The sequence below is a fragment of the Bacillus sp. RC51 genome, from assembly GCF_044908115.1.
GTDB lineage: Bacteria > Bacillota > Bacilli > Bacillales > Bacillaceae_G > Bacillus_A > Bacillus_A mycoides.
The window spans coordinates 36,416-49,342 of record NZ_JBIYCW010000006.1; the positions used below are offsets into that span (position 1 = coordinate 36,416).

13 protein-coding genes are annotated in these 12,927 nt (G+C 37.9%); 12 read left to right on the forward strand and 1 reads right to left on the reverse strand.

All coding sequences use genetic code 11. From position 1 onward, the window contains the following. Window positions 1-101: 101 nt before the first annotated feature. The 10 genes from ABH959_RS14075 (at window position 102) to ABH959_RS14120 (ending at window position 10,699) form a co-directional block, all read left to right on the forward strand. Entirely contained in the window at window positions 102-4,325 is a 4,224-nt protein-coding gene (locus ABH959_RS14075; RefSeq protein WP_404492758.1) for a DNA translocase FtsK, read from the forward strand. Between the two features lie 61 nt (window positions 4,326-4,386). Further along, the gene (locus ABH959_RS14080; RefSeq protein ID WP_002015597.1) at window positions 4,387-5,505 is read left to right on the forward strand and encodes a nicotinate phosphoribosyltransferase; all 1,119 of its coding nucleotides are present in this window, start codon (window positions 4,387-4,389) and stop codon (window positions 5,503-5,505) included. A 251-nt stretch (window positions 5,506-5,756) separates the two neighbouring features. After that, window positions 5,757-7,067 carry a UDP-N-acetylmuramate--L-alanine ligase gene (gene murC, locus ABH959_RS14085; RefSeq protein ID WP_002015598.1) on the forward strand — a complete coding sequence of 437 codons (1,311 nt, stop codon included), beginning with the start codon at window positions 5,757-5,759 and terminating at the stop codon, window positions 7,065-7,067. 121 nt (window positions 7,068-7,188) lie between these two features. Further along, window positions 7,189-7,602 carry a MerR family transcriptional regulator gene (locus ABH959_RS14090; RefSeq protein ID WP_002015599.1) on the forward strand — a complete coding sequence of 138 codons (414 nt, stop codon included), beginning with the start codon at window positions 7,189-7,191 and terminating at the stop codon, window positions 7,600-7,602. Further along, on the forward strand, window positions 7,592-8,488 hold the full coding sequence (locus tag ABH959_RS14095; RefSeq protein WP_372475028.1) for a DMT family transporter: 897 nt from the start codon (window positions 7,592-7,594) through the stop codon (window positions 8,486-8,488). The genes ABH959_RS14090 and ABH959_RS14095 overlap by 11 nt, the downstream gene beginning before the upstream one ends. A gap of 64 nt (window positions 8,489-8,552) precedes the next feature. Further along, window positions 8,553-9,101, forward strand: a complete 549-nt coding sequence (locus ABH959_RS14100; RefSeq protein WP_404492760.1) for a GNAT family N-acetyltransferase — start codon at window positions 8,553-8,555, stop codon at window positions 9,099-9,101. Then, window positions 9,098-9,589 (forward strand): GNAT family N-acetyltransferase, encoded by a 492-nt coding sequence (locus ABH959_RS14105; RefSeq protein WP_404492761.1) that lies wholly within the window; start codon window positions 9,098-9,100, stop codon window positions 9,587-9,589. Before ABH959_RS14100 ends, ABH959_RS14105 begins: the two co-directional genes overlap by 4 nt. A gap of 76 nt (window positions 9,590-9,665) precedes the next feature. Then, a complete protein-coding gene (locus ABH959_RS14110) occupies window positions 9,666-10,064 on the forward strand; it encodes a PH domain-containing protein (protein ID WP_113935754.1) in 399 nt (132 codons plus the stop codon). 2 nt (window positions 10,065-10,066) lie between these two features. Beyond that, window positions 10,067-10,249, forward strand: coding sequence for a hypothetical protein (locus ABH959_RS14115; protein WP_000878349.1), 183 nt, complete (start codon window positions 10,067-10,069; stop codon window positions 10,247-10,249). A 15-nt stretch (window positions 10,250-10,264) separates the two neighbouring features. Next, entirely contained in the window at window positions 10,265-10,699 is a 435-nt protein-coding gene (locus ABH959_RS14120) for a hypothetical protein (RefSeq protein ID WP_113935753.1), read from the forward strand. Window positions 10,700-10,734: 35 nt separating this feature from the next. Here the strand turns inward: ABH959_RS14120 and ABH959_RS14125 are convergent, their stop codons facing one another. Beyond that, window positions 10,735-11,850, reverse strand: coding sequence for an aminopeptidase (locus ABH959_RS14125; protein ID WP_002067601.1), 1,116 nt, complete (start codon window positions 11,848-11,850; stop codon window positions 10,735-10,737). A 187-nt stretch (window positions 11,851-12,037) separates the two neighbouring features. Between ABH959_RS14125 and ABH959_RS14130 the strand changes: the two genes are divergently transcribed. Together ABH959_RS14130 and ytxJ are read left to right on the forward strand one after the other, a co-directional pair. Then, window positions 12,038-12,547 (forward strand): DUF948 domain-containing protein, encoded by a 510-nt coding sequence (locus ABH959_RS14130; RefSeq protein WP_012261840.1) that lies wholly within the window; start codon window positions 12,038-12,040, stop codon window positions 12,545-12,547. 2 nt (window positions 12,548-12,549) lie between these two features. Continuing rightward, entirely contained in the window at window positions 12,550-12,876 is a 327-nt protein-coding gene (gene ytxJ, locus ABH959_RS14135) for a bacillithiol system redox-active protein YtxJ (protein WP_002067603.1), read from the forward strand. Window positions 12,877-12,927: the final 51 nt, after the last annotated feature.

Below are 12,927 nucleotides of genomic sequence, written 5' to 3' on the forward strand. Positions count from 1 at the left end.
GAATATTATGTATAAAACTAATATGCTTAATTTTACCTGCACTTTTTGCCGAATGCTGATACAATAAAGGATGTTACTATTTAGTAGAAAGAGTGGTAAACATGTTAGATTGGATGAAAAAGCTGTTTAACAAAGAGGAAGAAAAAACAGTGATGAATAAAGAAGTACCGGCACAAATTGAAATTCAGCCGAAAATTCCTCGTGTAAACCACTACACTGAAGCAAGAGAAGCACAAATGGCAAGTCGGAATGCAGGGAAATGTCGTTTTCCATTAATACCAGATAATGGCTTCGATGAGGAGGATGTAAGAGAACTGCCTAACTTTGAAGAACAACCTGTTCAAAGAGGAGCATATGAAGAACAGCCTACTCAAAGAGGAATAAAAGTGGAAAGAAGCAGACGACCGTATGTGGAAACAGAAGCACCTACATATGAGGAACCGGAATTGCAATATGAACCGGAACCAGAGCCTGTCGTAAAAAAAGCATTCGTACCGTCGCAAGAAAGTAACCGTAGACCATTTCGTCCAACAGAAATGATTTCTCCGATTTATGGATATAACCGTCCTTCAGTAGAAACGAAGGTTGTGCAGGAGGAAGAAAAGGAAAGAGAAGATCTTGAAATATCTGTTGAAGGAAAAGCTGTTGTTGACGCATGGTTAGAGAAAAAGGGATATACATTATCTGACTTTTCGGGAGTTCTACAAGGAAGTTCATCTGTTAAGAACGGAGTGAACGAACGAAGTAATAAAGTAGAAGAAAAATCGGTTGTGGATACATGGTTAGAGAAAAACGGTTACGAAGTTGAACGTCAAGCCCCTTCATTAGAAGAAAGCCTAAGTGATGATTTGCTTCATAAAACAGTAGGACAGCATGTGGAAAAAGAGGATACAATTGTACAAGCCTTGAAGCAGGAGCAAGATGTAGTGGCGTTATCATCTACAGAAGATAACGAAGAAACTTTACAAGAAGAGTCAATAGATTCTAAAGTAGAGCATGTGTATTCGATATTAACAGAAGAAAATGAATGTAATACAGAAATAGAAGAAACTGTTGCTGAAGTTGCAGCAAATCAAGTCGAAGAAGAAACCTTAGAAGATGTAGTGATTGTAAAAGCAGATGAAAAGCTTGAAGAAACAATTACTATAGAAATACCAGATGCTTTTGAAGAAGAAGCTAAGGAAGCAGAAGAAGTTGCAGAATTAGAGAGATTTGAGGAAGTGACAGAAGAAGTTGTGGAATTAGAGGAAGCTGAGGAAGCAGAAGAAGTTGCAGAATTAGAGAGATTTGAGGAAGCGACAGAAGAAGTTGTGGAATTAGAGAAAGCTGAGGAAGCAGCAGAAGAAGTTGTGGAGTTAGAAGCAACTGAGAAAGCAATAGAAGAAGTTGCGGAGTTAGAAACAACTGAGGAAGCAATAGAAGAAGTTGTGGAATTAGAGAAATCTGAGGAAGCGACAGAAGAAGTTGTGGAATTAGAAGAAACTGAGGAAGCGACAGAAGAAGTTGTGGAGTTAGAAGAAGCTGAGGAAGCGACAGAAGAAGTTGTGGAATTAGAAGAAGCTGAGGAAGCAATAGAAGAAGTTGCAGAATTAGAGGAAGCTGAGGAAGCGACAGAAGAAGTTGTGGAATTAGAAGAAACTGAGGAAGCAATAGAAGAAGTTGTGGAATTAGAGAAATCTGAGGAAGCGACAGAAGAAGTTGTGGAATTAGAAGAAACTGAGGAAGCGACAGAAGAAGTTGCAGAATTAGAGGAAGCTGAGGAAGCTGAGGAAGCAGCAGAAGAAGTTGTGGAATTAGAAGAAACTGAGGAAGCAATAGAAGAAGTTGTGGAATTAGAGAAATCTGAGGAATCGACAGAAGAAGTTGTGGAATTAGAAGAAACTGAGGAAGCAATAGAAGAAGTTGTGGAATTAGAGGAAGCTGAGGAAGCAGCAGAAGAAGTTGTGGAATTAGAGAAATCTGAGGAAGTGACAGAAGAAGTTGTGGAATTAGAAGAAACTAAGGAAGCGACAGAAGAAGTTGCGGAGTTAGAGGGTACTAAGGAAGAAGAACCAACTTCTCAAGAAACAGTAATTGAAGAAACGATGAATACAGATTTAGTGGAAAATACACCAGTTGCAGAGCAACCAGTGATTTCTCAACAAGAAACAATTACGTTCAAGGAAGAAAGTGAAGTATTCGTACCAGTTTCAGAAACGGATGAGCAAACGAAGAAAGATGTTCAAAGCTTTGCGAATGTTTTAATTGAAGAAGCTGATGAAAAGAAACAAGTTGTCGAAGAACAGCCTGCAGCACAAAAAGAAGAGCCGAAACGCGAGAAAAAGCGTCATGTTCCATTTAACGTTGTCATGTTAAAACAAGACAGAAAGAAGTTAATGGAAAGACATGCGGTAAGAACGAACGTAACACAATCTACTGTCGGTGAACGAGTAACGGAAAAACCGATGCAGCAAGTGGTAGTAGAACCACAAGTGGAAGAAAGTCCAGTGCAGCAAGTGGTAGTAGAAGCCCAAGTGGAAGAAAAACCGATGCAGCAAGTGGTAGTAGAAGCCCAAGTGGAAGAAAAACCGATGCAGCAAGTGGTAGTAGAAGCCCAAGTGGAAGAAAAACCAATGCAGCAAATGGTAGTAGAACCACAAGTGGAAGAAAAACCAATGCAGCAAATGGTAGTAGAACCACAAGTGGAAGAAAAACCAATGCAGCAAGTTGTAGTAGAACCACAAGTGGAAGAAAAACCAATGCAGCAAGTGGTAGTGGAACCGCAAGTGGAAGAAAAACCGATGCAACAAGTAGTGGTGGCTGGACAAGTACAAGAGCCAATTTCAAGTACGGAAGTACAAGAGAAAGCATATGCTGTAAATCAAAAAGAGAACGATATGCGCAACGTACTACAAGCGCCACCGAAGTATGAACTTCCGCCATTAACGTTGTTGTCAATTCCACAGCAGGCAGCATTAGATAATACGGAGTGGCTAGAAGAACAGGAAGAATTATTAAATACGACATTTAATAATTTCCATGTTGGAGCACATGTTATTAATGTGTCACAAGGGCCGGCGGTAACTCGTTTTGAAGTACAACCAGACCCAGGTGTGAAAGTAAATAAAATTACAAATTTAAGTGATGATATTAAGTTAAGTTTAGCTGCGAAAGACATTCGAATTGAAGCGCCAATTCCAGGGAAGAGTGCAATTGGAATTGAAGTTCCAAACAAGGAAAGTAAGCCAGTATTCCTGCGTGAAATTTTAAGAAGTCCTGTATTTACAAAGAGTGAATCACCGCTTACAGTTGCGCTGGGACTTGATATTTCAGGTGATCCAATTGTAACGGATATTCGAAAAATGCCACATGGACTTATTGCGGGTGCAACTGGTTCAGGGAAAAGTGTGTGCATTAACGCGATTTTAACGAGCATTTTATATAAAGCGAAGCCGCATGAAGTGAAGTTGATACTAATTGATCCGAAGATGGTTGAGCTTGCACCATACAATTCTGTTCCACATCTTGTAGCACCTGTTATTACTGACGTAAAAGCAGCTACAGCTGCGTTAAAGTGGGCGGTTGAAGAGATGGAACGTCGTTATGAATTGTTTGCTCATGCTGGTGCTCGTGATTTAACTCGTTACAATACGATTGTAAGTGGTAGAGAAATCCCAGGTGAGACATTACCTTATATTGTAATTGTCATTGACGAGTTAGCGGACTTAATGATGGTTGCACCTGGTGATGTGGAGGAAGCGATTTGTCGTATTGCACAAAAAGCTCGTGCTTGTGGTATTCACTTATTAGTTGCGACGCAGCGTCCATCTGTAGACGTTATTACAGGTTTAATTAAATCAAACATTCCAACGCGTATTGCGTTTACAGTATCATCTCAAGTTGATTCGCGTACGATTATCGATATTGGGGGCGCGGAGAAGTTACTTGGTCGTGGTGATATGCTATTTTTAGGAAACGGCACATCTAAACCAGTTCGTGTACAAGGTGTATACGTATCAGATGATGAGATTGAAAGAACAGTTGATCATGTGAAAAAGCAAATGAAGCCAAACTACTTATTTAAGCAAGAGGATTTATTAGCAAAATCAGAGCAGAGTGAGTCTGAAGATGAACTATTTTTTGATGCATGTCAATTTGTTGTAGAGCAAGGGGGAGCGTCCACATCTTCTGTACAGAGAAAATTCCGCATAGGTTATAATCGCGCGGCACGTCTAATTGAAGAGATGGAGTCACAAGGGATTATTTCTGAAGGAAGAGGAACGAAACCGAGAGATGTCCTTATTTCTGAGGATGAATTCGCTGCTATGCAGGAAACAAATGTATAGGAAACGGTTTTGCTGTATACTAATAGAAAATGTTGGATAGTAAAGTAGGGAGTAAAGCGACATGAAAGAAATTGAATTAAAATTAAAAGGTGAAATAAATCGACTAACAAATAAAACATTTAAATTTGATGAACGTGTTGGAGAAGGCTGGTTCTCTGCCGTTTACTTTTTAAAAACTAGAGAAATCATTGAAGAATTTCGCCCGAAAAGTGTTGTAACAATGCAGTTTTTTCAAAAAGAACATGCAGTTCTTTGCGGAGCAGATGAGGTAATCGCATTGCTACAAACATTTGCCAAAAATCCTGAGGAATTAGAAATTCATTCTTTAAAGGATGGCGATAATATTAGTCCGTTTGAAACAGTTTTAACAATTCATGGTCCTTATGAATACTTCGGCTTTTTAGAAGGTGTAATTGATGGGATTTTAGCTCGTCGTACATCAGTTGCGACAAACGTATATAACGTTGTCCAAGCTGCACGTAGTGTAGATAAAGAAAAACCGGTTATTTTCATGGGAGATCGTGACGATCATTATACGCAACAAGCTGGTGACGGCTATGCGGCATACATCGGAGGTATGAGCGCGCAAGCGACGCATGCAATGAATGAATGGTGGGGCAGAAGTGGTATGGGGACGATGCCTCACGCTTTAATTCAAATGTTTAATGGTGATGTTGTTGAAGCTGCAAAGGCATATCATAAAAAATTCCCAGAAGATGAATTAGTCGTACTAATTGATTATAACAATGATGTCATTACAGATGCACTTCGCGTAGCGCGTGAATTTGGATCAACATTAAAAGGTGTACGTGTCGATACGTCTCGCACAATGATTGATCAATACTTCATTCGTCACCCAGAAGTACTTGGAACATTCGATCCACGTGGTGTAAATCCATCACTTGTATTTGCACTTCGTAAGGCTCTTGATGAGGAAGGGTTCCAACATGTAGATATCGTTGTAACTGGTGGGTTTGATGAGAAGCGTATTCGTGAATTTGAAGCTCAAAATGTTCCTGTCGATATATACGGAGTAGGAAGTAGCTTATTAAAAATGAATATTGGTTTTACTGGTGATAACGTAGAATTAAATGGAAAACCAGAAGCAAAAGCTGGTCGTAAATACCGTCCAAATTCACGTCTAGAGCGTGTTCAATTAGAAACAAAAGAAGATATGTAAAAGCGAGAAAAACTGATAGGTGATTGACCCTATCAGTTTTTCTGTTATCATAGTATAGCGGCTTGTTTTTTGCTATAATAAATGTGTTATGGACATAAAAGAAGTACGTACGAGTTTATCACTGATAAGTGAATATAAAAAGAAATTCACTGCATCAGAAATGTATGATGATTACCAAAATAAGAAAAGATTCATATACTGTCTTATAGATAGGCCGTTGTATTAGTTCGAAATGTTGGAGGTTCTTTAAGATGACAGTTTACCATTTTGTAGGAATTAAAGGAACAGGAATGAGTTCATTAGCACAAATTCTTCATGACATGAAGCATACTGTTCAAGGGTCTGATTATGAAAAGCGTTTCTTTACACAAACAGCATTGGAAAAGCGTGGTATTTCCATCCTTCCTTTTGATAAGAATAATATTAAAGAAGGACAAGTGATTATCGCAGGAAATGCATTTCCTGATACGCATGAAGAAATCGTAGCAGCAAAAGAATTAAATATCCCAGTACATCGTTACCATCACTTCTTAGGTGATCTTATGAATCAGTACACAAGTGTTGCTGTAACTGGTGCACATGGAAAAACATCAACAACTGGTTTGTTAGCCCATGTAATGCAAGGTGCACACCCAACATCATACCTTATTGGAGATGGAACGGGGCATGGGGTAGAAAATAGTAAGTATTTTGTATTTGAAGCTTGTGAGTATCGTCGTCATTTCTTGTCTTACTATCCAGACTATGCAATCATGACAAATATCGATTTCGATCACCCAGATTATTTTGCAGACATCAATGATGTATTTAATGCATTCCAAGAGATGGCATTGCAAGTGAAAAAAGGTATTATTGCATGTGGTGATGATGAAGAACTTCAAAAAGTTCAAGCGAAAGTACCTGTTATTTTCTATGGATTTGGAGAAGATAATGATTTCCAAGCACGTAACATTCAAAAGAGAACTGATGGGACTATATTCGATGTATTCGTTCGTAATACGTATTATGACACGTTCAAAATTACAGGATACGGCGATCACAGCGTATTAAATGCATTAGCAGTAATCGCGCTTTGCCATTATGAAAACGTTGATGTAGAAGCAGTTAAGCATCAGCTAACAACTTTTGAAGGCGTAAAACGTCGCTTTAATGAAAAGCCAATGGGAGAACAAGTTATCATTGATGACTATGCACACCATCCGACAGAAATTAATGCAACGATTGAAGCAGCACGTCAAAAACATCCAGAGCGTGAAGTTGTCGCTGTATTCCAACCACATACATTCTCACGTACAGAGAAGTTTTTAGATGAGTTCGCGGAAAGCTTAAGTAAAGCTGACCAAGTATACTTATGTGATATTTTCGGATCAGCACGTGAAAACAAAGGTGAATTAACAATTGAAGATCTGCAAAAACGTATCGATGGCGCAGAGCTGATTACAGATACAACAACGGATGTGTTAAAGAAACATAAAAACGGCGTTCTTATTTTCATGGGCGCAGGAGACATCCAAAAATTCGAAGCAGCTTACGTAAAAGAAGTTCAAGTTGCAGAGAAGTAATAGAAAAGACGCATAGCTTGGCTGTGCGTCTTTTTTTGTTGTGTCCGATTTTTATTTATGTATTGACCTAGAGTTAGCTCTAGGTTGTAAGATGAATATGTAAAAACAAGGGGGAGAAAACATGTATAAAATCGGTGAAGTAGCAGAGCTAACAGGGATGGGTATTCATACTTTGCGCTATTATGAGAAACTAGGTTTATTGCCACCACCAACGCGAAATAGTGGTATTCGTCAGTATACAGAAGGTGATGTGCGCCTGTTAAAATTTTTATATTCATTAAAGCAAACTGGAATGTCTTTAGAAGAGATGGCTGAGTTTGCAAGTGACGGATGTATTATAGAGGAGATTAGACAGCGGGAAGAGGAAGTACCTGCGAAAATAAAAAAGAGGATTTCAATTTTAACAACACACTTAGATCGTTTAAGGGAACAGCAGGAGCAATTGCAAAAAGTAGTTTTGTTAACAGAGGAGAAGTTAGAAATTTATTATGGTTTTCTAGAAGAGAAAAACTCGGAGGCCAACAATGAAGAATAAAGTATACGCTCAGTTACTAGGGTTTGCGATTTTCACTGGCGGAACATTTAATGCTTCGAAATATGCGGTGCAATATTTCGAAGCAATTCATATAGCGGCATGGCGTTTTGTGATTGCTGCATTTGTGATGTTATGTCTGTTAAAAATACGAAAAGATTTTGAGGTGGAGGTATGGAGGCAGAATAGGGCTTATTACCTTTTGCTAGGTATTGTTGGTATATTTGGTTTTAACTTCTTTTTCTTTTTAGGTATGAAACATACAGAAGCTATTAATGGTGCACTTATTATGGCGACGAATCCGCTCGTTACGACGCTGTTAGCAAGTGTTATTTTACGAGAAAAAATTATAAAGCGCCAAGGTATTGGAATGTTACTTGCATTACTTGGTGTTGTTTTTGTACTTACACAAGGTTCGTTTACAATACTACAAAGCTTATCATTTTCAAAAGGGGATTTTTATATTTTATTAGGGAATATTTGCTGGGCGTTATACGGTGTACTAGGCAGAAGGTTTATTAAAACTGGTAGCCCGATACAAACTACGACATATACGATGACGATTGGTGCTCTTGCCTTTATTGTGATATCTGTCACTCAAAAAAGTATAGTACCAGTTTTGGAAATTCCTTTGTTAGCTTGGGGAGCGATTCTCTTTATGGCAATTGGAATGAGTGTGCTCGGTTACTTATGGTGGAATAATGGAATTGCTCAAATTGGGGCAGCAAGGACATCTTTATTTTTTAATTTAGTGCCTGTTGTTACAATGATTATTTCTTTTATTGAAGGAGTAAATATAACACCCGCACAATCTATAGGAATGATATTAGTTGTTACGGGAGTATTATATTCTTCTGGTTTTATACAAATAAAACCGAAAAAAGTGTGAATATTTAACATTTTGTATCTGTAAGTGTTAGAATAATAAGAAAAATAAAAAGGGGCTAAAAAACATGTTCACACTCCGAGTAGATGACGAAATCGAACTACAACTATTAGAAAAACATCATAAAGAGGAATTATATCAATTATTAGATCAAAACCGTAACCATTTAAGAAGATGGCTCCCTTGGGTAGATGGAACGAAATCAGCTGATGCGTATAATGAGATTTTTCCGATGTGGTTAAAGAAATTTGCAGAGGGAGATGGGTTTGAGGCTGGTATACGCTATAAAGGAAAGCTTGTTGGGATGGTAGGTATTCATCCGGTGAGCTGGGGTAAGAAAGCTACGAGTCTTGGTTATTATCTTGCAGAAGATGCTGGCGCGAAAGGTATTATGACGCGAAGTGTGAAGACTGTGCTTCATTATGCATTTGATAATTTAAAGCTGAATAAAATTGAAATTCGTTGTGGTGTTGAAAATGCGAAAAGCCGTGCGATTCCAGAGCGTTTAGGTTTTAAGTTAGATGGTATTTTAAGAGATGAAGAATGGTTATATGATCATTTTCACGATATCGCTGTATATAGTTTACTAGCTTCAGAGTGGAAGGAGATTCGATGAACGAGAAGTTACGCATTATTCCGTATGAAAGTACGTTTCAAGATGAAGTAGTAGATCTTATCGTTCATATTCAGCGAAAAGAGTACAATGTCCCTATTACGAAAGAAGAGCAGCCGGACTTACTTGAAATAGAAATGTTCTATCAAAGGGACAACGGAAATTTTTGGGTAGCAACTTATGATGGGAAAGTAGTTGGAACGATAGCTTTATTAGATATTGGGAAGCATCAAGTAGCGCTAAGAAAAATGTTCGTGAAGAAAGAGTTCCGCGGAAAAGAATGGGGCGCATCACATACGCTACTTCAAACAGCAATTTCTTGGGCGAAGGAAAAGAACTTGGAAGACATTTATTTAGGAACAACAGTTAAATTTCTAGCAGCACACCGTTTCTACGAAAAGAATGGTTTTCAAAGCGTGAGTATAGAAGAGTTGCCAAAAAGTTTTCCAGTGCTAGAGGTAGATAAGAAATTTTATAGGTATACTGTTTAAAAAGGTCATTCATAAATGACCTTTTTTTATGAACTAAAATGGAAAACATGGTATAATTTGGTTAGGGGGTGCATGTATGGATTTTCCAATTCAAAGAAGTAAGTCAGCAGTAATTTTCGTTAGTCTCACGTTAGCTTTTATGTTTGTGTATCCAATTGTCATGCTTTTCACAAATAAAGAGCAGTGGATGTCAGCGTTGATTGGAATGGGTTTATGCTTCATTGTAAATGTACCAATCGTTTGGGAAATATTTATTAAAAAACATAAGGTGGAAAATGGCGTATTAAAGTACGGTATTTTAAATGATGATGTTGTATTAAAAGATATAATAATTGTTCGTCAAGTTGGGAAATCCCTTGAAATTACGACGAATGCATATAAAGTACATATGATCGCGATGCCGCAACATATGACGCAGTTTTTATCGCTTGTAGAAAAAGAGAATCCAAGTGTAAAAATAGAAATGGTAGGGTAAAAATGAAATATGTAAAACCTTTATTTTGTTTGGAAATTTTGTTTGTGCTTGTTGGTTGCACTAGAGTATATATGAAATGGGATCTGCCCTTATATGAACCAATATTAATAGGTACTATCGCAGTGGCGCTTTTATATTATTTTCATTTTCAGCAAACAAAAAACGAAAAAAGTAGCTCTATGTAGTTAGGAGGATTAGAAATGAAAAAAGCCCTTATGTCATTTTTACTTCTGCTAACTGCATCCGTTCTTTTAATAGGGTGTAGTGCGAAGAAGGAAAAGGCTGATATGAACTTTGAAAAGGCACAAAAGGTTGAGATTGAATCACTTACAGATTCAAGTGATAAAAAAGTAATTACAGATAAGAAAGAAATTAAAAAGCTGTTTGAAGTCATGAAAATGGATAAGTGGGAAATGCAATCGGCTCCTTTAGATACTCCGCAAGGGAAAACATTTAAAATGTATCAAGAAGATACACCAAAATTATTAGAGTCGAGTAAAGATAAAAAAGAGTTACATGAAGTTGGTACAATGACAGTATATAAAGATGTCCCGTATGTTGAAGTTGAAATGAAAAATAAGAAGATGAGTTTTAAAGTGCCAGAAGATGTGGCGAAAGACTTATTAAAGTATTAAAAAAACGCTCGGAGAAAATTCCGAGCGTTTTATTATTATTTTAAGTTCTCAGGATTTAAAGCTTCTAGTTCAGTTACAACGAAGCGTCCGTCTTTACGGATTAATACGTCGTCGAAGTAAATTTCACCGCCGCCGTATTCAGGGCGCTGAATGCATACTAAATCCCAGTGAATGTTAGAGTTGTTGCCGTTCCATGCATCATCATAAGCTTGTCCAGGTGTGAAGTGGAAGCTGCCATCGATTTTTTCATCGAATAGAATGTCTCCCATTGGATGTAAGATGTATGGGTTTACGCCGATTGCGAACTCACCAACGTAGCGTGCGCCTTCGTCCGTATCGAAGATTTTGTTAATGCGCTCTGAATCGTTTGCAGTTGCATCAACGATTTGGCCATTCTCAAATTTAAGTTGTACATTTTCAAATGTATAACCGTTGTAAGGAGATGGTGTGTTGTAAGAAACTGTACCGTTAACAGAATCGCGAACTGGTGCAGAGTATACTTCACCATCTGGAATGTTTAAATGACCCGAGCATTTAATAGCTGGAATGTCTTTAATAGAGAATGTTAAATCAGTTCCAGGGCCAGTTAAGCGAACCTTATCTGTTTTATTCATTAATGTAACAAGGCTATCCATCGCCTTATCCATTTTACCGTAGTCTAAGTTACAAACTTCGAAGTAGAAGTCTTCGAAAGCTTCTGTGCTCATTTTAGCAAGCTGCGCCATAGAAGCATTTGGGTAGCGAAGAACAACCCAGCGTGTTTTCGGAACACGGATGTCTCTATGAACTTTTTTGCCAATTGTTTGGCCGTGAACTTTCATACGTTCACTTGGAACGTCAGCTTGTTCGTTAATGTTATCGCCAGAGCGAAGGCCAATGTAAGCATCCATATCTTTCATTACGCTCGCTTCATATGCAGCGATTTGTTCGAAATGTTCTTCAGTAGCACCCATTAATAAAGAGCGATCTACTTGATGATCTTTTAAAGAAACGAATGGGAAACCACCAGCTGCATATGCTTCTTTTACAAGTGCAGTTACAAGTTCTTTTTGTAAGCCAAAGTTTTCAATTAATACTTTTTCGCCTTTTTGTAAACGAATAGAGTAGTTAATTAAATTGTATGCTAACTTTTCAATGCGTGGATCTTTCATATGTAAAGCCTCCCTACTAATTATGTATCCTCTCCTATTGTAACCTACTTAGTGGAATTTGTTGAATCATTTATGTTAAAGTTAACGAATAAGTATGAAAATTCTAATGAAAAGATAGGGATTAGAATGAAACGGAAAATGATTGTATAATAGGGGAAAGTATGAAAAAGATAAAGGAAGTGATGAAATGCAAGTTCTTCTATATGTAAGTGCGGCTATTATCGCGGTTGCTTTCGCAGTATTAGTAGTGTATGTATGCAGAACGTTGTTATCGGTTCAGAAGACGTTAGAAAACGTTGCGAGCACGTTAGAAGGTTTAGAAAAGCAAATGCAAGGAATAAGCGTAGAGACGGAGCAATTATTACATAAGACAAATGCGTTAGCTGATGATATTCAACAGAAGTCACAGTCGCTAAATAAAGTAGTAGAAGGTGTGGATGGAATCGGAACGACGATCCACTCTTTAAATACGAAGCTTCGCAACGTTTCAGAGTCTGTTACGGACGAAATTGAAAATAATGCAGATAAAGTGGCACAAGTTGTACAGTGGAGCAGCGCAGCAATTGAAGTATATAATCATTACCGTACTACGAGACAAGAGAAAAAGATTGAAAAAGAAGAGCGTAAACTTGAGAAAGCTGAGCAGAAGGCTGAAAAGAGAGAGAAGCGCTCTAGACTTCGCATGAGAGGTGAGTAACGATGAGTATGATGAAGATTGAAACGATTGAAGAACTTGAAGCGTTAGTAGAAAAGAACGAGCCTTACGTTCTTTTTAAGCATAGTACGACATGCCCAATTAGTCACGGTGCATATACTGAGTTTCAAGCGTATTGCGGTGAAGAAAGAGAAGTGCCAGCATATTACTTATACGTACAAGAGGCGAGAGATGTTTCGAACCATGTTGCAGAGCAGTACAGCATTAAGCATGAATCTCCGCAAGTGTTATACATAAAAGATGGAATGGTAGTATGGCATACATCGCACTGGAATATTAAAAAAGAAGCTTTAGAAGAGAATGTAAAATAGGGAGAGGCAAGCGAAGGGCTTGCTTCTTTTTTATTTTGTTACAATATATTT